This window comes from Winogradskyella pelagia (genome assembly GCF_017581965.1).
GTDB classification, from domain to species: Bacteria; Bacteroidota; Bacteroidia; order Flavobacteriales; family Flavobacteriaceae; genus Winogradskyella; species Winogradskyella pelagia.
Genome location: NZ_JAGEVF010000001.1, coordinates 426,147 through 449,459, shown reverse-complemented (window position 1 = coordinate 449,459; position 23,313 = coordinate 426,147). Strand labels below are relative to the sequence as shown.

General features: G+C 35.3%; 23 protein-coding genes and 1 tRNA gene. 14 read left to right on the top strand and 10 right to left on the bottom strand.

Annotation, left to right across the window (positions count from 1 at the left end):
* Positions 1–48 precede the first annotated feature (48 nt).
* The 8 genes from J4050_RS02045 (at position 49) to J4050_RS02010 (ending at position 6,255) form a co-directional block, all read left to right on the top strand.
* Positions 49–492: a universal stress protein gene (locus J4050_RS02045; protein ID WP_208152268.1), complete on the top strand. Its 444-nt coding sequence runs from the start codon at positions 49–51 to the stop codon at positions 490–492.
* 153 nt (positions 493–645) lie between these two features.
* Complete coding sequence (gene rplM / locus J4050_RS02040; RefSeq protein ID WP_208152267.1) at positions 646–1,101, top strand: 50S ribosomal protein L13; 456 nt, start codon at positions 646–648, stop codon at positions 1,099–1,101.
* Positions 1,101–1,487, top strand: coding sequence for a 30S ribosomal protein S9 (gene rpsI / locus J4050_RS02035; RefSeq protein ID WP_208152266.1), 387 nt, complete (start codon positions 1,101–1,103; stop codon positions 1,485–1,487). The genes rplM and rpsI overlap by 1 nt, the downstream gene beginning before the upstream one ends.
* 209 nt (positions 1,488–1,696) lie before the next feature.
* Positions 1,697–2,494 (top strand): 30S ribosomal protein S2, encoded by a 798-nt coding sequence (rpsB, locus tag J4050_RS02030; protein ID WP_208152265.1) that lies wholly within the window; start codon positions 1,697–1,699, stop codon positions 2,492–2,494.
* 83 nt (positions 2,495–2,577) lie between these two features.
* A complete protein-coding gene (tsf, locus tag J4050_RS02025) occupies positions 2,578–3,408 on the top strand; it encodes a translation elongation factor Ts (protein WP_208152264.1) in 831 nt (276 codons plus the stop codon).
* 196 nt (positions 3,409–3,604) lie between these two features.
* A complete protein-coding gene (gene pyrH / locus J4050_RS02020) occupies positions 3,605–4,312 on the top strand; it encodes a UMP kinase (RefSeq protein WP_208152263.1) in 708 nt (235 codons plus the stop codon).
* A 43-nt stretch (positions 4,313–4,355) separates the two neighbouring features.
* Positions 4,356–4,910: a ribosome recycling factor gene (gene frr, locus J4050_RS02015; protein WP_208152262.1), complete on the top strand. Its 555-nt coding sequence runs from the start codon at positions 4,356–4,358 to the stop codon at positions 4,908–4,910.
* A gap of 64 nt (positions 4,911–4,974) precedes the next feature.
* Complete coding sequence (locus tag J4050_RS02010) at positions 4,975–6,255, top strand: DUF5686 family C-terminal domain-containing protein (protein ID WP_208152261.1); 1,281 nt, start codon at positions 4,975–4,977, stop codon at positions 6,253–6,255.
* Here the strand turns inward: J4050_RS02010 and J4050_RS02005 are convergent.
* Complete coding sequence (locus tag J4050_RS02005; RefSeq protein WP_208152260.1) at positions 6,245–8,971, bottom strand: hypothetical protein; 2,727 nt, start codon at positions 8,969–8,971, stop codon at positions 6,245–6,247. The genes J4050_RS02010 and J4050_RS02005 overlap by 11 nt on opposite strands.
* A 212-nt stretch (positions 8,972–9,183) precedes the next feature.
* On the opposite strand from J4050_RS02005, the gene J4050_RS02000 reads away from it, so the two are divergent.
* From J4050_RS02000 to J4050_RS01985, 4 genes are all read left to right on the top strand, one after another.
* A complete protein-coding gene (locus J4050_RS02000) occupies positions 9,184–11,583 on the top strand; it encodes an efflux RND transporter permease subunit (RefSeq protein ID WP_208152259.1) in 2,400 nt (799 codons plus the stop codon).
* Positions 11,584–11,614: 31 nt separating this feature from the next.
* Positions 11,615–13,048, top strand: coding sequence for an asparagine--tRNA ligase (asnS, locus tag J4050_RS01995; protein WP_208152258.1), 1,434 nt, complete (start codon positions 11,615–11,617; stop codon positions 13,046–13,048).
* Between the two features lie 75 nt (positions 13,049–13,123).
* Positions 13,124–14,587, top strand: a complete 1,464-nt coding sequence (gene rpoN, locus J4050_RS01990; RefSeq protein ID WP_208152257.1) for an RNA polymerase factor sigma-54 — start codon at positions 13,124–13,126, stop codon at positions 14,585–14,587.
* A gap of 10 nt (positions 14,588–14,597) precedes the next feature.
* The gene (locus J4050_RS01985; protein ID WP_208152256.1) at positions 14,598–15,206 is read left to right on the top strand and encodes a hypothetical protein; all 609 of its coding nucleotides are present in this window, start codon (positions 14,598–14,600) and stop codon (positions 15,204–15,206) included.
* Here the strand turns inward: J4050_RS01985 and J4050_RS01980 are convergent.
* The 8 genes from J4050_RS01980 to J4050_RS01945 form a co-directional block, all read right to left on the bottom strand.
* A complete protein-coding gene (locus tag J4050_RS01980) occupies positions 15,201–15,899 on the bottom strand; it encodes a porin family protein (RefSeq protein WP_208152255.1) in 699 nt (232 codons plus the stop codon). The two genes, J4050_RS01985 and J4050_RS01980, sit on opposite strands and share 6 nt — an antisense overlap.
* A 93-nt stretch (positions 15,900–15,992) precedes the next feature.
* Positions 15,993–16,457: an ExbD/TolR family protein gene (locus J4050_RS01975; protein WP_208152254.1), complete on the bottom strand. Its 465-nt coding sequence runs from the start codon at positions 16,455–16,457 to the stop codon at positions 15,993–15,995.
* A gap of 11 nt (positions 16,458–16,468) precedes the next feature.
* Positions 16,469–17,083, bottom strand: a complete 615-nt coding sequence (locus J4050_RS01970; RefSeq protein WP_208152253.1) for an ExbD/TolR family protein — start codon at positions 17,081–17,083, stop codon at positions 16,469–16,471.
* A 6-nt stretch (positions 17,084–17,089) separates the two neighbouring features.
* A complete protein-coding gene (locus J4050_RS01965) occupies positions 17,090–17,539 on the bottom strand; it encodes a hypothetical protein (protein ID WP_208152252.1) in 450 nt (149 codons plus the stop codon).
* A 19-nt stretch (positions 17,540–17,558) separates the two neighbouring features.
* Positions 17,559–18,323 (bottom strand): MotA/TolQ/ExbB proton channel family protein, encoded by a 765-nt coding sequence (locus J4050_RS01960; RefSeq protein ID WP_208152251.1) that lies wholly within the window; start codon positions 18,321–18,323, stop codon positions 17,559–17,561.
* 74 nt (positions 18,324–18,397) lie between these two features.
* Positions 18,398–18,485: transfer RNA gene (locus tag J4050_RS01955), tRNA-Ser, on the bottom strand.
* Positions 18,486–18,560: 75 nt separating this feature from the next.
* The gene (locus J4050_RS01950) at positions 18,561–19,586 is read right to left on the bottom strand and encodes an asparaginase (protein WP_208152250.1); all 1,026 of its coding nucleotides are present in this window, start codon (positions 19,584–19,586) and stop codon (positions 18,561–18,563) included.
* Positions 19,587–19,593: 7 nt separating this feature from the next.
* Positions 19,594–20,361: a TatD family hydrolase gene (locus J4050_RS01945; protein ID WP_208152249.1), complete on the bottom strand. Its 768-nt coding sequence runs from the start codon at positions 20,359–20,361 to the stop codon at positions 19,594–19,596.
* 48 nt (positions 20,362–20,409) lie between these two features.
* Between J4050_RS01945 and J4050_RS01940 the strand changes: the two genes are divergently transcribed.
* Both J4050_RS01940 and J4050_RS01935 read left to right on the top strand, forming a co-directional pair.
* Complete coding sequence (locus J4050_RS01940) at positions 20,410–20,871, top strand: retropepsin-like aspartic protease (RefSeq protein ID WP_208152248.1); 462 nt, start codon at positions 20,410–20,412, stop codon at positions 20,869–20,871.
* A gap of 25 nt (positions 20,872–20,896) precedes the next feature.
* Positions 20,897–21,529, top strand: a complete 633-nt coding sequence (locus J4050_RS01935) for a response regulator (RefSeq protein ID WP_208152247.1) — start codon at positions 20,897–20,899, stop codon at positions 21,527–21,529.
* Between the two features lie 555 nt (positions 21,530–22,084).
* On the opposite strand, the gene odhB is transcribed toward J4050_RS01935, so the two are convergent.
* On the bottom strand, positions 22,085–23,311 hold the full coding sequence (gene odhB / locus J4050_RS01930; protein ID WP_208152246.1) for a 2-oxoglutarate dehydrogenase complex dihydrolipoyllysine-residue succinyltransferase: 1,227 nt from the start codon (positions 23,309–23,311) through the stop codon (positions 22,085–22,087).
* Positions 23,312–23,313 lie beyond the last annotated feature (2 nt).

Sequence of the window (23,313 nt, the reverse complement as noted above, 5' to 3'; positions counted from 1 at the left end):
TGTATATTATAAGGTAATACAGTTGACTTATTTGCAACACCTTTAGACATGAAAAACCTGTTAGTAACCATTGATTTTAATAATAGTGAACAAAAGCTTGTAAAAATGGCTTATAACCTAGCAAAAAGCTATTCATCTAAAGTTTGGTTACTTCATGTAACTGCTCCAGACCCAGACTTTGTTGGCTACGAAGTAGGTCCTCAGTACATTAGAGATTTTAGAGCCGAAGAACTAAAAAATGAGCACAAGGCACTGCAAGTCTTAGCTGATGACTTAGAAAACAAAGGTGTAAATGCTGAGGGTATATTGATTCAAGGTGCAACTTTAGAAATAATTTTGAAGGAGGCTGACCATTTAAATATCGATTTAATTATCGTTGGATATGAAGATCACAACTTTCTTTACGAAGCATTGGTTGGAAGCGTATCGAGTAAGCTTATTAAAAAAACTAAAATTCCTGTACTTGTAGTTCCCATTGATGAAGAAGAGTAAATATCAACTCTACCATTTGCCTGGTTTTCAACCCCAAAAATATCTTTCACAACATTTGGTTATCCAATAGTTTATCGTAAATTTGCAAACTCTTTTTTAGAGAGAATTGTTTAATCAATTGCGCCAACGAGCGCAATTACAAATCAAATTAGTGTGGATACATTAAGCTACAAAACAGTTTCTGCAAACAAAGCCACTGTCAACAAAGAGTGGGTTGTTGTTGATGCTGAAGGACAAAACTTAGGTCGCTTAGCTTCTAGAGTAGCTATTCTACTTAGAGGAAAGCACAAACCTAACTTTACGCCACACGTTGATTGCGGTGACAATGTAATTGTTGTCAACGCAGAGAAAGTCAACTTAACTGGGAACAAATGGACGGATAAAAGTTACATCCGCCACACAGGTTATCCAGGTGGTCAAAGAAGTCTGACTGCTACTGAACTTTTTGATAAAAACCCAACAAGATTAGTAGAGAAGTCGGTTAAAGGTATGTTACCTAAAAACAAACTCGGAGCGCAGTTGTTCCGTAACTTAACTGTTGTTGCTGGTGCAGAGCACAAACACGAAGCTCAAAAACCAAAGACAATTAAATTAAACGACATTAACTAATGGAAGTAATTCACAAAATTGGCCGTAGAAAGACGGCTGTTGCCCGTGTATATGTTGCCAAAGGAAAAGGCAAGATTACAGTGAACAAAAAAGACATGGCAGATTACTTTACTACTGCAACATTGCAGTATAAAGTCAATCAACCAATAGCCTTGACTAACAATGATGGCAACTTTGATATTACTGTTAACGTATATGGAGGTGGTATCACCGGCCAGGCAGAAGCAGTACGTTTAGGTTTATCTCGTGCAATGTGCGAGCTAGACCCTGAAAACAGAACAATATTGAAGCCAGAAGGTCTATTGACTAGAGATCCAAGAATGGTAGAGCGTAAGAAATTCGGACAGAAGAAAGCTCGTAAGAAATTCCAGTTCTCGAAACGTTAATATCCAACAACACTTAATTCAGAATCTGAATATTCAGATTCTGAATTGTTTTATTTTATTGAAATCGCTGAATAATTCAGCACAATTTAAACCAGTTATTGTTGTCCACAATGTAAACATTGGGATTTAGTTTAGCATCTAAATGGTTAAGGCAAGCGAAAGCAACCACTTAATCATTGCTAATTCAACAGAACGTAAACTATTACAAAATGGAAAAAGTAGAAGTAAAAGACTTACTAGAAGCAGGTGTACACTTCGGTCACCTTACACGTAAGTGGGATCCAAACATGGCCCCTTACATTTATATGGAGCGCAACGGTATCCATATTATTAATCTTTACAAAACATCAGCTAAGATTAACGAAGCTTGTGCCGCATTAAGTAAAATTGCAGCATCAGGTAAAAAGATTTTATTTGTTGCCACTAAAAAACAAGCTAAAGACATCGTTGCTGAAAAGGCAGGAGGGGTTAACCAACCTTACATTACAGAACGTTGGCCTGGTGGAATGTTAACTAATTTTGTTACTATCAGAAAAGCGGTGAAAAAAATGGCCTCTATTGATAGAATGAAGCAGGATGGCACTTTCAATTCTTTATCTAAAAAAGAACGTCTTCAGGTAGACAGACAACGTGCAAAGTTAGAAAAGAACCTTGGTTCTATATCTGATATGACACGTTTACCAGGTGCATTATTCGTTGTTGACATTAAGCGTGAGCATATTGCAATTAAAGAAGCTCAAAAATTGAACATTCCAATTTTTGCAATGGTTGACACCAATTCAGACCCACGTCAGGTAGATTATGTAATTCCATCAAACGATGATGCTTCAAAATCTATTCATAAGATTTTATCTATAGTAGCTTCATCAATTGCAGATGGATTAAATGAGAGAAAAGCTGAGCGTGCCGACAAAGAAGGTAAATCTGCTAAAGTCGAGACTAAAACCAAAAAAGTTGAAGCAGTAGCGGCAACAAAAGAAGCAGTTACGACTCAAGAAGAAGAATAAAAAAATTTAAAACTTATAAGAAAGTCGATTAATTCTCCTATATAGAATTTGAAATTATTCGACCTTTTTAAACTCACATAACCATGGAAAATACTGTAAAAGTTACCGCAGCAGAAGTAAACAAACTAAGAAAAGCTACTGGTGCAGGAATGATGGACTGCAAAAAGGCATTAGTAGAAGCAGGTGGCGATTTTGACAAAGCGATAGAGATACTTCGCAAAAAAGGACAAAAAGTAGCAGCTAAAAGGGCTGATAGGGAATCTACAGAAGGGGCAGCTATTGCAAAAGTAAATGCAGACAAAACAGTCGGCGTTTCTATTGTACTTGGATGCGAAACAGACTTTGTAGGTAAAAACGAAAGCTTTGTGGCTTTAGCTCATGAGTTGGCTGAACTTGCTTTAAATTGTAACTCTAAAGAAGAATTCTTAGCTGCTGACTTCAATGGCATGACCGTTGCTGATAAACTTATTGAGCAAACAGGTGTTATCGGTGAAAAATTAGATATTAATGCTTTTGAAAAAATTGAAGCGCCATTTGTTGGTTCTTACATCCACGCTGGAAATAAAATCGCAACATTAGTTGGTCTTTCCTCAAACGTAGAAGGCTCTGGTGTTGTAGCAAAAGATGTAGCTATGCAAGCAGCTGCTATGAATCCTATTGCTTTAGATGAAGGTGGTGTTGATGCCGTTACAATTGAGAAAGAAATTGAAATTGCTAAAGATCAATTACGCCAAGAAGGTAAGCCTGAAGCTATGTTAGACAATATCGCTAAAGGTAAATTAAAGCGTTTCTTTAAAGATAACACTTTAGTAAACCAAGCATTTATTAAGGATAGTAAAGTTAGTGTTGCTGAATACGTAAAAACTATAGGCGATGTTAAAGTAACTACATTCAGTAGAGTTGCTTTAGGCTAATTGCTAGTTGAAATAGATTAAAAAAGTCTCCTTAAAGGAGGCTTTTTTTTTGACATTTTTTTCACTTTTACAGATGCCAATTATTACGTAGTTTTGCTTGAGTCTCATCTGAACGATTGAGTTAAACGAAATCACAGGGGAAAACTCATAAAAAGGCCGAGTAAATCATATTATAAAATAGCACACAAACCCACTAATGAAATACAAAAGAATACTACTCAAACTCTCTGGTGAAGCTCTTATGGGATCACGCCAATACGGTATTGACCCAGAACGTCTCTCGGAATACGCAGAAGATATTAAATCAATTACCGATAAAGGTGTAGAGGTAGCAATTGTTATTGGTGGCGGAAATATATTTAGAGGTGTAGCCGGTGCTAGTAACGGAATGGACCGCGTACAAGGTGATCATATGGGCATGTTAGCAACCATTATCAATGGTTTAGCATTGCAGAGCGCTTTAGAAGACGCAGGTATACCCACACGCTTGCAGTCTGCTATTAAAATAAACGAAGTTGCTGAACCATTTATTAGAAGAAAAGCCCTTAGACATTTAGAAAAAGGGCGAGTAGTAATTTTTGGAGGAGGTACTGGTAATCCTTACTTTACCACTGACTCTGCCGCTGTACTTAGAGCCATAGAAATAGAAGCAGATGTTATATTAAAAGGAACGCGTGTGGATGGGATTTATAACACGGACCCTGAAAAAGACACTTCAGCAATTAAGTTTGATGACATCACCTTTGAAGATGTTCTTAGGAAAGGGTTGAAAGTCATGGACACCACTGCTTTTACCTTAAGCCAAGAAAATGAATTACCAATAATTGTTTTTGATATGAATAAAAAAGGAAACTTATTAAAAGTTGTTTCCGGAGAAAATATAGGGACCAAAGTTAAATTGTAAAATGTATGGCCTAAAAGTTGTAGGCCTAGGTAAAACATAAATCATGAACGAAGAAATTCAATTTATTTTAGATACGGCAAAAGAGGCCATGGATGCCGCTATAAAGCATCTCGAAAAAGAATTTGTGAATATTCGTGCCGGTAAAGCAAGTCCAGCAATGTTGGGAAGTGTTATGGTAGAGTATTATGGTTCTCAAACACCATTAAATCAAGTTGCCAATGTTAACACGCCAGATGGTAGAACTATTTCCGTGCAGCCATGGGAAAAAAGTATGCTTCAAGAAATAGAGCGTGGCATTATGCTTGCGAACTTGGGTTTTAACCCTATGAACAATGGAGAAATGATAATAATAAATGTTCCACCATTGACTGAGGAACGCAGAAAAACTTTAGCAAAACAAGCCAAAGCTGAAGCAGAACATGCAAAGGTAGGAGTACGTAGTGCCAGAAAAGAGGCCATGAACGAGATTAAAAAAACAGATGCTTCGGAAGACCTTCAAGGCAATGCAGAAATTGACGTACAAGAATTAACCGATAATTACGTTAAGCGTATAGACGATATTCTCGATGTAAAGGAAAACGAGATTATGACTGTATAATAACATTTACTCATAGAAATCATTCCATAAAAATATGGGATGATTTTTTATATTCCTCCTATTAATGGTAAAGCATCTGTTGTTTACCCTTTTTTTTATTTTTATAACTACCAGTGCTGCCCAAAACCCAGTAACCAAAGAAAAAAATTCTGTACAACAAGAAAAAGACTCCATACGCAAAGCCGAATTTTTTAAAAATATTGGTAATGGGTATTTGCCTATTGGCTTCTTTAACCTAGACCTTCGTTACCTTATAAAATTTAATCAATTTGAAGGATTTAGAACAGGTTTGGGAGGCACCACTAACGAAAGGTTCTCAGGTGTTTATCGCTTAAATGGTTATGGTGTTTATGGATTTAGAGATAAGCGCTATAAATTTAGCCTTGGTGGAGGTTTTAGAGTTAATAAATCTAGTAATACTTGGGTAAACTTAAGCTACACAGACGATTTACAAGAAACTGGAAGCTCTACTTTCTTAACAGATAAGCGCTATTTTACTTTTTTTGAACCTAGACTTTTAAACATTAGTTTATTCCATAGACACATCACAAAATCAATTGGTGTAGAACACCAAATATCCAATCACTTACTTACAGAAACCCAAATTTCCACTAGCAAAATTGACCCAACATATACATATACATTTGTTCTTGATGATGCTCAATATACCAGATACGACTTAAGTCTCGGACGAATTAGTCTACAATGGAGCCCATTTAGTAGTTACGAGATAATAAACGAGAGAGCCATTGAAAAGAAAGTCGGTTATCCAAAATTTACACTTCAATTTACACAGGCTTTTAGTTCTGTTTTAGGTGGCGATTTTAATTTTTCTAAGATAGATTTTAGAGCCATTCAACAATTTAACCATAGTAATGAGGCCATAACAAAATTAACTCTTGTAGCCGGAATTGCGGGAGGTGAGGCCCCATTGACCCACCTCTATCACGCCTACCCTAACAACATCAATAAAGAAACAATTCTTCAACGCTTTTCTGTGGCAGGCCTCAATAGTTTTGAGACTATGTATTTTAATGAGTTCTTTAGCGATAAGTTTTCTACCCTTCAATTGAAGCACTTTTTTAAACCTTTTAAGATTTCCGAATGGTTTAAGCCACAACTAGTTCTTATTTCCAGGTTTGCCATTGGTGATATGAACAGTATTGACAGACATGAAGGTATAGAATTCAATACCCTAAATCATTTATATTCAGAATCTGGATTTGAAATCAACAAACTATTATTTGGTTTTGGATTGAGTTTCGCTTACCGATATGGGGCTTATCATCTACCAGAAATTGCAGATAATTTTGCCTTTAAATTTACCTTTAATATTACTCTTTAGACTGATTCTCATCACCCACAGAATATCTTTGTGTTGAGTATCCAATTTTACCATCATAAGAAATAGACTCTACAATAACTGTGAAAATCCCAATATCATCTGAATGATAAAATTCAAAACTTAAGTTTTTATCCAAAGTTGATGTAACCTCAGGTTGCCAAAATACAGGAGATCTATAATCTGGTATATGAGCATCTAAACTTGAATCGGTCCCATATTTTGGAACATAAAACTCCTTTGGCTCCGAAAATAAACGCTTTTGCCGGATATCTACATTGCTTCTGGTCTTTATAGCTCCGTGAAGCCCAATACCATTTTTAGTATATATAGCAATTATACTCCCCGTAAGAGGTGGCATAGTTGCCTGGGGATAAAGCTGCCGGTAAAGCCTCGCAAATCTTTTAGGGATATCAATAACTTCAAAACTCGTTACTTCTTTTGGTCTGATATACTGTACAAGTAAAGAATCCCAGGGCATCACCGGTTTACCATCAACAACCACTATATTTGCATGGCCTTTACCACCTTGTATAGAGGATGCTTTTAAATCACCGAAAGGACCACTTCTTGTAATGGTTATTTTATCTACGAACCCCCTTTGCAGCACATCGTATAAGCCATAATTAAAATCCCTAGTTTTACTCATTAGCTCCCTAGATTCAATGACAACATTGGGTGGACCATAGCGTTCATACATCTCTCGCCTTTTACTTGTCATACGATAACCTGTTAGAATGACCTCATCTAATTCTGTAACTGAATTATTATCTAAATAAAAACTGTCTAATGATGACTTTTGCATTTGATAATTCTCAATCATTTCTGGTATTTCTGTAAGTTCCTTAAATGATGAAATATTGTTTTGATTAAAGTGAACAGGCCATGGTGTTTTGTCTATTATACCAATTGCGTAATTATCTTTATCTTTTGCCTTATTTCCCGCGGGTTGTATAACAATATCTCCAGCAAAGCCATATAAATCTGGCAGTTCAAAACTAAAACTTCCCGGAACAGGGACTTTTTGAGATAGTACAGCATAGTCTTCTCCTAAATTCAAAAGTGTTAATTCTACCTGGTCATCTAGTCCTTTTTTCTTGGGATTAATCACGCCATCTATAGTAAGCCAATTCTCGATTTTATAAGGTAATTTCATTCTAGACGATGAATAATTATAGTTTCGCCACCCTTGAGTTAACATTAAATCATCGATGTTTAAATCTGAATCCTTCTCAAAGTAAGAATTAGGCTCTTCAATGTGTCCCTTAAGGTCCGAAGTCAATAGTAAATAGGATAATAAATTTGAATTGTAGTCTTCCGAACCAATAACATCACTTTTAGTTACCAAAAGGGAAGAACTTATAGGTTTTGTTGTTTTATTTTTTTCAAAGGAAACCGACAGCTTAATTTTATCGCGCTTATTAAATTGATTATTATTCAAGCTTATTTCTGACCCAATTCTATTTCTAAGGTTTTCATTAAAAAACAAGCGTTCTGCTAAAGGTCGATTATTAGAATCTAAAAGCGTAAGAGCGATAATACCATCTGGAAATTCTTTGTTTGGAATACTAAATATAAATCGCCCATCGGTTAGACTAGCGCTTTGAGAATAGTAAGGGTATCCTCTAGTATGCCCTTTTAAAGCTATACGTTCTGTTTTGAGATAATTAGATTCAATACCAACGAAAATCATATCCTTAATTTGCTTCACTCTCATTACATTACCTGTTGCCTTTACTTCGGGTAATGAAAATGTCTGAACTTTATTGGTCCCTATTTCTTTTAACTTAGCGGTATAAGATTGCTGTTTATCTATTGTCTTCATCATAAAATGACCCATCCCTAGCCGGTTGCTCTTAAGCGTTGCCACAATTTGGTCATCGGCATAAATCTCTCCTTCTACTTCCCTTGACAAGCCATCATAACCGATGGCCTTAAACCCAATCTTACTTGTTAAACCATCAACTAAATCGCCACTTTCTGGAAAAAACTGAACATCAATACCGGTTTTGTTTGGGTAAATAGATGTTTTGTAAGACAATCCATTTTTTGCAATGATTTTAATGCTAACTTCATTGGTGGTCTTAGGAAGTTGGTAATCTAAAATGTACTTTCTATTCTTCTTTTCGACGAAAACAGTATCTATTGCATCTTTCGTTGCAATAATCGCAGTTACTTCGTTATTATGGGTTTTATCTAGAATATTTGGATTTAATTCGGCTTTAAGATTGATGTTCTCTTTAGAACTATTTTCTTTTCTAATATTAGCAATCGCATCTTTTACGTCAAAACCTTTTCTCTCTGGATAAATCTGGATATAGGTTTCATACATAAAGTCATTATTAAAATTCTTGCTCCATTCTGTATACGCCCTAACCAAGTAATCACCCATTTCGTAGCTTGAGTCTAGTTCAAAAAAGCCGCTACCTATACCATTTTGTATTCTCAAAATTTTGCTATCAATAATGTCTTTGTTAGAGTTGATTAAATCAACATAAAGTACACCACTAGCCATATCCCTAAAATGTGTTGAGGCATTTACTAAAATGGCTTTAAACCAAACTGTTTTGTCAGTTGTATAAACAGAGTTATCTAATTGCAAATAGATTTTCTCGGCAAGTGCCTCGTGCTTAACTTCATTATTATCTTGAGAAAATACACTTCTAGAACTAAAAGCGGAAATGATTATTAAAGCGGAAAAAAGAAGGCGAAAACTCATAGCTAAAGTTTTATTTAAAATTAAGTATTTAAGGATGAGCAGTCAAGACCACAACACCTAAAAACTGTTAAACTTAATACCTCCCGAAAAATTGTATTTACTAATGAAATTTAGATTTGACGATAAACGCAGTTAAAGCCTTGTAAAATGTTTGTGAAACCTAATTTTTTCACTTTGCTTTTTTCTACCTTTGCGGCTCATTTTTTAAATGTATGTTTAAACTATTAACAACCGGATTTTGGGAAGCTCTTGCACGGCTAATCTTACGCAACAAAATCTTTATACTTATTGCTATTTCAATAGCAACGGTGTTTTTAAGCATGCAGTGGAAAAATATGCGCTTTACCTATACAGAAGCAAATCTCCTACCCGACGACCATAAAGTTAATTTAACCTATAAGGCATTTTTAGACATTTTCGGCGAAGAGGGAAATCTCATAGTTTTAGGTGTTAAGGATTCTAGTGTTTTTGAAGTTGAAAAGCTAAATGCATGGAATGCTTTAGCCGAAGGGTTTAAAGCCTATGATGAGATAGAGACCGTTATCTCCATTAAAGACCTTCAGAAGTTAGTAAAGAATACAGATAAAAATCAATTTGATTTAGAGCCCTTCATCAAAGATTCTATTACCTCCTCTCAGGAAATTATCAAACTTCAAAACGATTTATTTAAAAAATACCCCTTTTACGATAACTTTTTATTTAATGCAGAGACCAAAACACTTAGAACTGCATTGTATTTAAAAAAGGATATCGTTAATACTTCGGTTAGAAAAGATTTTATTATTGAGGATTTACAAGCCGAAATAGAGTCTTTTGAATCAGCTCACAATATCAATGTGAGAGTTTCTGGTATGCCCTATATAAGAACTCTAAATTCTCAAAATATTGTTGATGAAATAGGCGTATTTATAGGGGCTGCACTTCTGGTTACATCTTTAATTTTCTTTTTATTCTTTAGGTCTTTTAGGGCCACTTTTATTTCGTTAATAGTGGTTTGTATTGGTGTAATGTGGACCTTTGGTATCCTAGGTTTACTGAACTACGAAATTACGGTTCTAACCGCCTTAATTCCACCTCTGATAATTGTTATAGGTATTCCCAATTGTATATTTCTTATCAACAAATATCAACACGAGGTTAAATCTCATGGAAATAAAGTTAAATCTCTACAACGGGTTATTACCAAAATTGGTAATGCTACGCTAATGACAAATGTTACAACAGCGTCGGGATTTGCCACTTTCATTTTAACTGAAAGTAAACTATTAAAAGAGTTTGGTATTGTAGCTTCACTAAGTATTCTAGCTATTTTTATTCTTTGCTTACTTATAATTCCAATTATATACACCTTTTTACCTTTTCCAAAAGATAGGCATTTAGAACACCTTAATAAGCGTTGGATAGGTGGTTTTGTTGACTGGATGGAGCGCATGGTTAAGCATAAGAAAATAACCATCTATACCACAGCCATTATTTTAATTATGGCAAGTATGATTGGTATCAATCAAATTAAAATATCTGGTAGTTTAATTGAGGATATGCCCAAGAACAAACAATTCTTTAAAGACATTCGATTCTTTGAAGAAGAGTTTAATGGTATAATGCCCCTAGAAATAATGGTTGACACCAAGCGAAAAAAAGGTGTTATGAAACTAGCTACGCTTAAAAGGATTAACGAAGTTGAAGAACTAATTATCGAGACACCAGAATTATCTAAACCCATTTCCGTTGTAAGCTTGGTTAAATACAGCAAACAAGCCTATTACAATGGTAATCCAAAGTACTATCAACTTCCAACAAGTCAAGAAAATAGCTTTATTCTATCCTATGCAAAAAATTCTAACTCAGATGTAGATTTACTTAAGAATTTTGTTGACAGTACTGGACAATATGCCAGGATTACAACATTTATGAAGGATATTGGCACGGACAAAATGGAGCGTATTCAAGAGGATATCCAAAATAAAATCAATAAGGTATTCCCAAAAGAACGCTATAATGTTAGTATGACAGGAAAAGCACTAGTATTTCAAAAGGGCACTAAATATCTCGTAAGAAACCTAATAATCTCCTTATCTCTAGCCATATTTCTAATATCACTATTTATGGCATATTTATTTCGTTCTTTTAGAATGATTATTGTGTCACTCATTCCTAATCTACTACCATTACTAGTCACTGCAGGACTTATGGGCTATTTAGGCGTTCCTATTAAGCCATCAACTATTTTAGTTTTTAGTATCGCTTTTGGAATTTCTGTAGATGACACCATTCATTTCTTGGCAAAATATAGACAAGAACTACAAGCCAATCATTGGAAAATTAGAAAATCAGTATATGCGGCTCTCCGAGAAACAGGTGTTAGTATGTTTTACACTTCCATCGTGCTGTTTTTTGGTTTTTCTGTCTTTACCATTTCTAGTTTTGGGGGTACCGTAGCTCTTGGGGCCTTAGTTTCCATTACCTTACTATTTGCAATGTTATCTAATCTTTTGTTACTGCCATCTATGCTTTTATCGCTAGAACGTAATATTGCAAATAAAGAAGTCCTCAGAAAACCAACAATTGATATTATTCCATCAGAAGATGAGGATTTAGATAACCAAGAATAAGACGTATTTTAGCACTCAAAATTAAGAATTAATGACATCAAACACTGTAGCCGAATTATTAGCTCAAAAGACTAAAACAGAAAAAGTTTCTGTAAAAGGATGGGTAAGAACATTTAGGGCAAACAGATTCATTGCCTTAAATGACGGTTCTACCTTAAACAATATACAATGCGTTGTTGATTTTGAAAATTTTAATGAAAATCTGTTAAAACGGATAACTACAGGCGCAGCAATTCATGTCCTTGGTGAACTTGTTGAGAGTCAAGGTAAAGGTCAGTCCGTTGAAATACAAGTTAAAGAATTAGAGGTTTTAGGAGATTCCCATCCTGTAGATTATCCAATTCAACCAAAAAAGCACTCTTTTGAGTTCTTAAGAAAAAATGCCCATCTGCGCACAAGGACCAATACATTTAGTGCAGTTATGCGCTTACGTTCGTCATTGTCATTCGCAATACACAAATATTTTACAGAAAATGGTTTTTACAATATGCATACACCTATTATTACAGGCAGTGATGCTGAAGGTGCAGGTGAAATGTTTAGAGTCTCCACTCTAGATGCAAAACATCCACCATTGAATGAAGATGGCTCAATAAACTATAAAGAAGATTTTTTTGGTAAGGAAACTAACTTAACAGTATCCGGACAGTTAGAAGCTGAAACCTATGCTATGTCTTTGGGTAAAGTATATACTTTTGGACCGACTTTTAGGGCTGAAAACTCTAATACGTCTAGACATTTAGCAGAATTCTGGATGATTGAACCAGAAGTAGCCTTTATGGATTTGGATGGTAATATGGATTTAGCGGAGGATTTTCTTAAGGATGTACTCAACTATATTTTGGAGCACAATGCTGATGACTTAGAGTTTTTAGAAAAACGCTTAATTGATGAAGAAAAATCAAAACCTCAAACGGAGCGTAGCCCGATGCCTCTTATTGAAAAAATAAAGTTTGTAGTAGACAACAATTTTAAACGTGTTAGCTATACAGAGGCTATTGATATCCTTAGAAATTCTAAACCCAATAAAAAGAAAAAATTTAATTATTTAATTTCAGAATGGGGAGCTGATCTACAGTCGGAACATGAAAGGTATTTAGTTGAAAAACATTTTAAATGCCCAGTTATCCTATTTGACTATCCAGCCGATATTAAGGCATTTTACATGCGTTTAAACGAGGATGGAAAAACTGTTAGGGCCATGGATATTCTCTTCCCAGGAATTGGTGAAATGGTCGGTGGCTCTCAAAGAGAAGAGCGCTTAGAGGTACTTAAAGAGAAAATGAAAGCCTTAGATATCCCGGAAGAGGAACTTTGGTGGTACTTGGATTTAAGAAAGTATGGTACGGCTGTGCACTCCGGATTTGGACTAGGCTTCGAACGGCTTGTGATGTTTGCCACTGGTATGGGTAATATCAGAGATGTTATACCCTATCCTCGTACACCTCAGAACGCAGAATTCTAAAAAAGAATAAAACCTAGAGTTTGACCAAAGCTGCTAGGTTTTTTTATATTTTTATAGTAAGACTTACAATTACTTATGGCCCTAAAGCAGTTTTTACAATTTAAACTATCTCAAAAGCTCTCACCGCAGCAGATTCAGTTAATGAAACTGATTCAGCTTCCTACCCAGGCCTTTGAACAACGCTTAAAACAAGAGCTAGAGGAAAACCCTGCTTTAGATACTGGCAAGGACACAGAGTCTAAAGAAACCTTGGATGAGTTTGATAATAGCAGTGACGACTACGATGATAATGACACCATTGATGCAGAAGATATTAATGTAGATGAGTACTTAAGTGATGACGAAATACCAGAATATAGAACTCAAGCAAGCAACTATAGTGCTGATGATGAAGACAAGCAGGTACCTTATGCTTCGGGCACCACATTTACTCAGCACTTAGTAAATCAGCTCAATACCTTTAGACTGAATGAGCTAGAAGAGGAAATTGCTAGCTTTTTAGTGGGAAGTGTCGATGACAGTGGATATATAAGACGATCCTTATCTGATATTACAGACGACTTAGCATTTACTCAAAATGTGTATACTAATGAAGAGGAAATCGAAAAAGTCCTAAAAATTGTACAGCAATTAGACCCACCTGGTGTAGCTGCAAGAGACCTACAAGAATGTTTGAGTATTCAATTACACAGAAAACCCAAAAGCCCAGATGTAGAATTAGCCAGTTTAATCATTGATAAAGCCTTTGAGCAATTTACCAAAAAGCATTACAAAAAATTGATGCAAAAATTCAATATCGACGAAAGCCAACTCAGAGATGCTATAGAAGAAATTGAGCGTTTAAATCCTAAGCCTGGAGGCTCCTATGCTGGTAATAACCGAATTGTTGAACACATTGTGCCAGATTTTGCTATTAAAATTGTAGAAGGTGAGTTAGAACTTACGCTCAACGGAAGAAATGCTCCAGAGCTACATGTATCTAGAGAATACAACAATATGCTTAAAGGCTATAAGAACAGTAAAAATAAATCTAAGGCACAAAAGGATGCAGTTCTTTTCATCAAACAAAAGTTAGATGCTGCTAAATGGTTTATAGAGGCTGTTAAACAACGACAGCAAACCTTATTTGTTACAATGAGCGCTATTATGAACTACCAAAAAGAATACTTTTTATCAGGTGATGAGCGTAAATTGCGCCCAATGATATTAAAAGATATCGCTGACGAAATAGACATGGATGTTTCTACCATTTCTCGAGTTGCTAACAGCAAATATGTTGATACGCCCTATGGTACCAAATTAATTAAAGAATTCTTTTCAGAGTCTATGACAAACGATCAAGGGGAAGAAGTTTCAACGAGAGAAATCAAAAAAATACTAGAGACCGTTATCGAGGAAGAAAACAAAAAAAAGCCACTCACTGACGATGCGCTGTCAAAAATTCTAAAGGAAAAAGGATATCCTATCGCGAGAAGAACTGTCGCTAAGTATAGAGAGCAGTTAGATATACCTGTGGCTCGTTTAAGAAAGAAAATTTAAGCTTAAACTAATGAAGGATTTTATATTAAAAAGTATTTCATTTGTTTTCCATCCACTTATTATGCCCCTCTTAGGTGTGCTATTTTACTTTTCAAAAACACCACGGTTTATCCCAGAATCTGTTATGAAGGCTAAGGTTTTTTCTATTGTGATTCTCACCATTATTCTTCCTGTCTTATTATTCTTTTTACTAAAAACCATAAATAAAGTAGAAACTATTTACCTTAAAAAAACAAAGGAACGGCTTATTCCGTTACTAATCAATTGCATTATTGTAACCCTTATACTTATCAGGGTAATGCCTCCAAACGAGATTTTGGAGTTATATTATTTCTTTTTAGGCATTCTATGCTCAACATTAGCTTGTTTTATATTAGCTGCCTTTAAGATTAAAGCAAGTATTCATATGATTGCAGCATCAGGTTTTTTTATGTTTGCAGTAGCTATAGGAATTCATTACAAAATAAATATTAATGGTACTATCGCTTTAATGATGATTATTCTTGGTGCTATTGCCACTTCTAGACTACACCTTAAGGCACACACCAATCGAGAACTTTTAATAGGTTTGTTTACAGGATTATTCCCTCAGCTGGTATTTGTCAATTATTGGTTATAATATATAAAAAATCAGACCTATTTTAAATGCTGATAAATCAATAGACCCTCCATTCAATTGAGAATTATTGCTAAACAAAGGCGCTAAATTATAATAGAAATGAACATTCCATGTGTTTAATCCCGCACTGAAAGTTATTCCATATTGAAACCGATTAAATACATCTAAATTTCTCAATCGCTCATTACCTGCAGTACTCTCTAATACTGTTGTGTTATAGAACATATAGCCAAATTTCATACCTGTATAAATTCTCCAGAAGCTATACTCTGTTGCCGTAGAAGTACGCCATCTAAATTCTATTGGTACTTCAATTAAAAAAGTAGAAAATCGATTTTTAGTGATATCAAATTGGCGATCATCTAAAACCGTAAATTCAACAGTACTGTTATTCTCTAGTATAGATAGATTTTGATTATAAGAATTTGCAGATAGACCTATTCCTAATCCGATAGCCAAATTACGTCGTTTATTAATTGGCATATCTCTAATAAACCCTAAGTGAAAGCCAGGGGAAAAACCAGTTTGTGAAATTAATCCGGCTTTATTATTTAATAGATTATAAGTTATAGCAAAATAAAATTGATCTTCTCTATAGTCCCTATACATTTCTTCCTTATCTTTCTCTGAGTTGGTCTGCGAGAGCCCATTCCAACTGATAATACAGGCAAATAAAACAATTAAATACTTCATAGAATAAAGCTACAAAATCTTTAGAGGATTGCACATAAAAAAAGCGCCTTGATTCTTATCAAAGCGCTTTGTATAAAATTAAGCATTTAGAACTTACTGTTCCGCTCGCGCGTTAGTAATATACATTACCTTTAGCGTATTTGCTTTACGTAGTTCTTGCTTTATATCAGAAATTAATCCAGCATGGGTTTCTTTATCTACCTTTAGCCCCACTACTATTTTACTCTGTAGCTCTTCATTTAACTCTGATTGTGCCTGTAAAACAGCTGGCATTATATCCTCAATACCAACAAACTGGTCGTTGATTTGAATTCGAGGCTCTTCACCAAATTGTTTGTATTGGCTACTTGGCTTACCTGCATAGATGAAGGTTGTTCTATCCTTTTTCAGTTTTTCAACTTGATCTGCGCTCGGCAATATATTCTCAATCATTAGAGAGCTATCTCTCATCACTGTTGCCACCATAAAAAAGAAAAGCAACATAAATACAATATCTGGTAAGGATGCCGTTGAAATTGCAGGCAAATCCCCTTGTTTCTTGTTCTTAAACTTAGACATATGCGTTACTTTTAATTTTTATCTGGTTCTGCTTCAGAGAGCTTCATAGGGAACATCTTTTTTATGGTCTCTATTTGCTCATTTAATTTATCGTCCTTTTTAAACTGATTCTTTTCCTTTTCCGCTAACATGGATTCGAAACTTCTGTTATAAAGACGTTGTGCTTCTCTTTCTCTTAAGATGTTATAAGCCGCTACGAGCTCGTTCTGCACTTCTATGTACTGTTCATAAGACGTTTCGCGATCGTGCTTCATTGAAATAATAGCCTTGTCAGGGTGATCCGAAGATGATGGATCTCGCTCACCTCTACAATAATCACATTTTTCTCCGTCTGCATTTTCACCTCCACCATTATCTAGAAAATCTATCGCAGCTTGTCTTAAATCTTTAAGTTCCATTTGCTCATCTTCAACCAAAAGTTGATTGTTTCTATTGATGAGAACGGTAAAAAGATTTTTCTGCTTAATAATTGGTGGCTCAGTCTCAGAGTCGTCAATAGGAGGCAAACTTCTTAATATCCCCTTATCCTTTTCAATCGTGGTTGTAACCAAGAAAAAGATAAGCAATAAGAAAGCAATATCAGCCATTGAACCTGCATTTACCTCTGGTGCTGCTCTTTTTGCCATAAATCCTTATTTACTAATTACTTTTTTAACTCCTGAAAAAATCATTGCCACCGCAGCAACGATGATTAATATATAGAATGCTGTTAAACCAGCCCCTACTAACTGAGATTGCCCCTCTGTGGCAAATCCATCTTGCATTTTATATTGCATTGGATCACCGCCAGATAGCATGTACGATATAATAAGTACAGCTACAAAAGCTCCTACCCCTATTAATGTGTTTTTAAGTCCTGCTGTATTGGTAAATAAGTTTTTAACTACAAAAACCACAACAAATAAAAGGACAAGACCTAATGTTATGTAAGCCACAATGGCAATAGGGTCAACGATAGCCGTATCTCCTGCAAGTGCCGCAGCTTTTATTTCATCGTCACCTCGTGCAATTATTCTTCCAAGGAAGACTATGCCCAGGACACTAAGAATTGCTGCAACAATTTTTAATATTTTGTGTAACATAATTTGTTTGGTCTTTTAATTATTTTTTGTGTCTTACTAATAAATCCATCAATGTGATAGAAGCATCTTCCATATCATTTACAATGCTATCGATTTTAGCGATGATGTAGTTGTAGAAAATTTGAAGAATAATAGCCACAATAAGACCAAATACTGTTGTTAAAAGTGCTACTTTAATACCACCTGCAACTAAAGAAGGTTGCATATCGCCAGCAGCTTCAATTTTATCGAATGCTTGAATCATACCAATTACCGTACCCATGAAACCAAGCATCGGTGCCAAGGCAATAAATAATGAAATCCAAGAAACATTTTTCTCTAATTGGCCCATTTGAACACCGCCGTAAGCGACTACCGCCTTTTCCGCAGCGTCAATATCTTCATCTGCTCTATCTAAACCTTGATAGAAAATTGAAGCGACCGGCCCTTTTGTATTTCTACATACTTCCTTAGCGGCTTCAATACCTCCAGATGCCAAAGCGTCTTCAACATTCTGAGTTAATTTTTTTGTATTGGTCGTAGACAGATTCAAAAAGATAATTCTCTCTATAGCAATAGCTAAACCAAGAATTAAACATAACAGTACAATCCCCATAAATCCAGGACCTCCTTCAATAAAACGCTTTTTTAATTCTTGATGAAAGCCTAAGTCTTCTGCTGCCGCATCGTCTTGAACTATAGTGGTTACGGTTGCCGTTGCAGAAGCATATGTCGTTGCGTTGGCACTAACAGTTCCGAAAGCCATTAAACACGTAACGGCAAGGATAGAAAATAATCTTTTCATTGTTCTTAATCTTAATTTTATTAGTTAAAGTGTTAAAGATAAAAAAAATATATTACTGAAACTTAAAATAAAAGCAGAGAGGAAGGGATTCGAACCCTCGATACCCTTTTGAGGTATACACACTTTCCAGGCGTGCGCCTTCGACCACTCGGCCACCTCTCTGAATAGCCTATTTCAAATTAACAGGTCGTGAAATAACGAAAAAAACTTTAAACTCTAAAATTTACGTCGTTAATTTTAAGCCATTTCTCCACGAAGTGATTTTTCAAAGTAATGTTTAAATTCTGAAGGTTCTAATCCGTAGCCCAGCAGATACATTAATTTAGTAACGGCCGCCTCTGTAGTCATATCCTTACCAGAAATAACTCCAATAGACTTTAATTGTGAGCTCGTTTCATATTGCCCCATGTTAACACTACCCGCAGTACATTGAGTTACATTAATGATATACAACCCATTATCAATAGCGTTTTTTAATAAGTTAATAAACCATTTTTCAGTTGTGGCATTACCTGCCCCATAGGTTTCTAATATAAGCCCTTTAAGCAGTTGTTTCTCGAAAACTGCTTCTAGAATATGTTCTGACATGCCTGGAAATAGTTTAAGAATTCCAATATCGGTATCCATGGCTGTTCTTACAATTAATTCTGCCTTGAATTTTTCGCGTCGCAGAAATTCATAATTCACCTTAAGGTGTACGCCAGATTCTGCAAGAGTTGGGTAATTAGGGGATGCAAAAGCTTCAAAATGTTCCGCATTGATTTTAGTCGTTCTGTTACCACGATATAACTTATATTCAAAATAAAGGCACACCTCTCTAATTACTGGTTTTCCATCCTTTTGAAGTGAAGCCATCTGGATGGATGTAATTAAATTTTCTTTGGCGTCGGTTCTTAAATCACCTATTGGCAGTTGAGAACCCGTAAAAACTACAGGCTTTTCTAGATTCTCTAGCATAAAACTTAGGGCTGATGCAGAATAACTCATAGTATCACTTCCATGCAATACAACAAAACCATCATAATACTCGTAATTAAAATGAATGATATTAGCGATATCAGCCCAATAGGTTGGGTTCATGTTAGAGGAATCGATAGGATTATCGAAAGACATTGTGGAAATTTCACAATCCAAAAGTCTCAACTCAGGAATGCGTTGTAATATACTATCAAAATCAAAGGCCTTTAAAGCACCCGTATCGGCATCTTTCATCATGCCGATAGTGCCTCCAGTGTAAATCAATAAAATCTTGGGATTGCTCATAGTTTAATTATATGCCAAATATTTGCTTTGAATTCTTAGTTGTGATTTGAGCTATCTCGGTAGTACTTAAATTATAAAGTTCGGACAATTTTTCTAACACCTTATATATATAGGCGCTTTCGTTACGTTTACCTCTATAAGGCCTAGGTGCTAAATAGGGTGAATCTGTCTCCAACACAATGTGGCTTATATCAATTTGGTTTACATACTGGTCTATTTTACCATTTTTAAAAGTTACTACGCCACCAATACCAAGCTTCATATTAAATCCAATAGCGCGTTTAGCCTGTTCAATCGTCCCTGTAAAACAGTGGAAGATACCATACAAATCATCCGCACGCTCCTCTTCTAGAACGTCAAATATTTCATCAAAGGCATCTCTACAATGAATTACTATTGGCAACTTGTGTTTTTTCGCTAACCGTATTTGATATTTGAAAGCCTCTTTCTGGTAATCTAAAGTTGAAGTATCCCAATATAAATCGATACCAATCTCTCCTACAGCATAAAATTTATGCTTACCGAGCATTTCCTCTACATGTGATAACTCTTTCTTGTAATTGGTCTTAACATGCGTAGGATGTAAACCCATCATAAGATAAATATATTCTGGATAGTCTCTCTCTAACTGCAGCATACCTTCAGTATAGGTGGAGTCTATAGCAGGTACAAAAAATCGCTTTATCCCTTTATCTATAGCTCTTTTAATCATTGCATCCCGATCCTCATCGAAAGCTTCAGAATATAAGTGGGTATGTGTATCTGTTATAATCATGCTGCAAAAATAATCGTTTAGAATGTTATATTTACAGAAATTAAGGCTATGGTAACACTAATGGAATTTTTGGAGAGCAAAGGATATTCAAAAATTAAGTTGAAGTTGACAAAAACCAATCATTTTGAAATCAAAGCTCAAATCAACGGTATTAAAGGGCGATTTATTTTAGATACTGGTGCCTCTAGTAGTTGTGTGGGTTTTGAGGCCATAGAACGATTTAACTTAAAGGTTAAAGATTCTGAAATTAAAGCAGTTGGTGCTGGTGCCTCTAATATGGCTACAATGATTTCAAAATCCAACAATCTTAAAATTGGTAAATGGAAAAAAAATAGGATGGCTTTAATTCTTTTTAATCTCGCACATGTCAATGAAGGTCTAATTAACCATAACGCTCAACCTGTTGATGGAATAATTGGTGCTGATATTCTTAAAAAAGGTAAGGCCATTATTGATTATGAAAAAAAATATCTCTATTTAAAATTACCAACCCTTAAAACAAAATCTTAATTCTACCCTAAACTCAAATCTAAAAATGGAGCCAAGTATAATTATAGCAGACGATCATCCTCTGGTACTTAAAGGTCTTCACGACTTTTTGGTTGAGCATAATTATAATGTGTTGGCTAGTGCAAAAAATGGTAAAGAAGCCTTAGCCTTAATAATGGCACACCAACCAGACCTTGCCATATTAGATATTAAAATGCCTTTCTTTACCGGTTTGCAAATTGCCGAGAAGTGTAAAGACGCCGAAATAAAGACAAAGATTGTACTCATTACTTTTGAAAAAGATGAAGCTATTTACAATACCGCAAAGTCGCTAGGCATTTTTGGCTATGTGCTTAAAGAGTTCGCTTTAGACGAAATTGAAAACTGTATTCATTCTGTTCTAAACAACACACCTTATTTTAGTCCTGAGTTAGTAGAATATATTGAAGTTGATTCGGCAAAAGAGAAGATAAAGTCTCTAACTAAGACTGAAATCAAAGTCCTTAAGTTAATAGGCGAGACCAAAACTGCTCAAGAAATAGCTAAAGAATTATTTATATCTGCCAGAACTGTAGAGAAACACAAAAGTAATATACGCCAAAAGCTTGCATTAGACTCTAACTCTGCAAGTTTGTATTTATTTGCCCAAGAGGTTTCAAATTATTTAAAAAATACGTAGAACTACGTATAAAATCAGTCACAATTATTTAAGACCTTTACAGTATTGTTATTAATTAAGGGTTAATAACGAGCTATTAATTAGTTCTTAGGGGATTAAGGAGCCTTGGATTTACGTCCAGGGCTTTTTTGTTGCATTTGCGTAAAAAATACGTAGTTCTACGTATTGTATCATGATATTATATTTTACAATTTTACAGTGCTATTAATCATCTGCCTCAAATTCAAGTCTAAAAAGCCTTGAATTAAATAAAGTTCAGGGCTTTTTTATAACAAATAACAGTATGGAAACAGTGAATAATCGTTCGGAAAAATCAGATAAACTATTAATTGTACTGCTAACAGTAGTATCTCTGATAGTAATTTCTGCAAATGTTGCAGTTAATTTTATTAGTTAATTTTAGTTAGTTAGCCCTTGGCAATAAGGGGAGAAAGCACGATTCTTAATGAATTGTGCTTTTTTGGTTTCAATAAATTCTAAGCTTGCTCAAAAAAATAGCACACAAAAAAGCGAGACTATATGCCTCGCTTTTCAATATTATACTCAAAAATAATTTTAAAGTTCTAGTGCTTTTTTAATGTCATTGTGCATTAAAAGTTCTATCGGGTTTTCCAACGCTTCTTTTACCGCAACCAAGAAGCCAACAGACTCCTTACCGTCAATGATGCGATGATCATAAGATAGCGCTACATACATTATTGGTCGTATTTCTACTTGGCCATTTACTGCAACTGGCCGCTCTACGATATTATGCATCCCTAAAATACCACTTTGTGGCGGGTTAATTATTGGTGTCGACAACATACTTCCAAAAACACCACCATTAGAAATAGTGAAAGTACCGCCCGTCATTTCATCAACCGTAATTTGACCATCTCTTGCACGAATAGCTAATCGTTTTACTTCGGATTCCACGCCTCTAAAGGTTAAGTTTTCAGCATTCCGTATTACAGGTACCATAAGTCCTTTTGGACCAGAAACAGCAATACTGATATCACAGAAATCATAAGTAATCATCTCTTTACCATCTATCATGGAATTTACTGCAGGGAATTCCTTCAACGCTCTAACAACAGCCAAAGTAAAGAAACTCATAAAGCCTAAACCTACACCATGCTTATCTTTGAAGATTTCTTTGTACTCTTTTCTTAAAGCAAAAATCGGCGACATGTCTACCTCATTAAATGTTGTTAACATTGCTGTTTCGTTCTTGGCAGAAACCAAACGTTCTGCAACCTTGCGCCTTAACATGGATAACTTAGATCGCGATTCACCTCTAGTGCCACCTGTAGGTGTTCCCATAGAAGGTACTGCACTAACGGCATCTTCCTTGGTAATTCTGCCATCTTTCCCTGTGCCTTTTATATCGTTGGGGTTAATACCTTTTTCATCCAAAATTTTCTTTGCTGCCGGACTAGGTGTTCCAGTAGCATAAGTCTTTGGCTCAGATTGAGAAGGTTGCTTAGTTTCTTGCTTAGCCACTTCCTCTTTCTTCTCCTCCTTAGCACTTTTGGTTTCAGAAGCTGAATCACCTTCTGGTTTGCTAGCACTTGTGTCAATTAAACAAACAACTTCACCAACTGCAACGGCATCACCTTCCTCTGCCTTTAAGGTAATGGTACCACTAGCTTCCGCAGGTAATTCTAATGTTGCCTTATCACTATCTACCTCAGCAATGGCCTGATCTTTTTCGACATAATCACCATCTTCTACTAACCACTCTGCTATTTCAACCTCCGTTATGGACTCGCCCGGTGAAGGCACTTTCATTTCTAAAATCATGC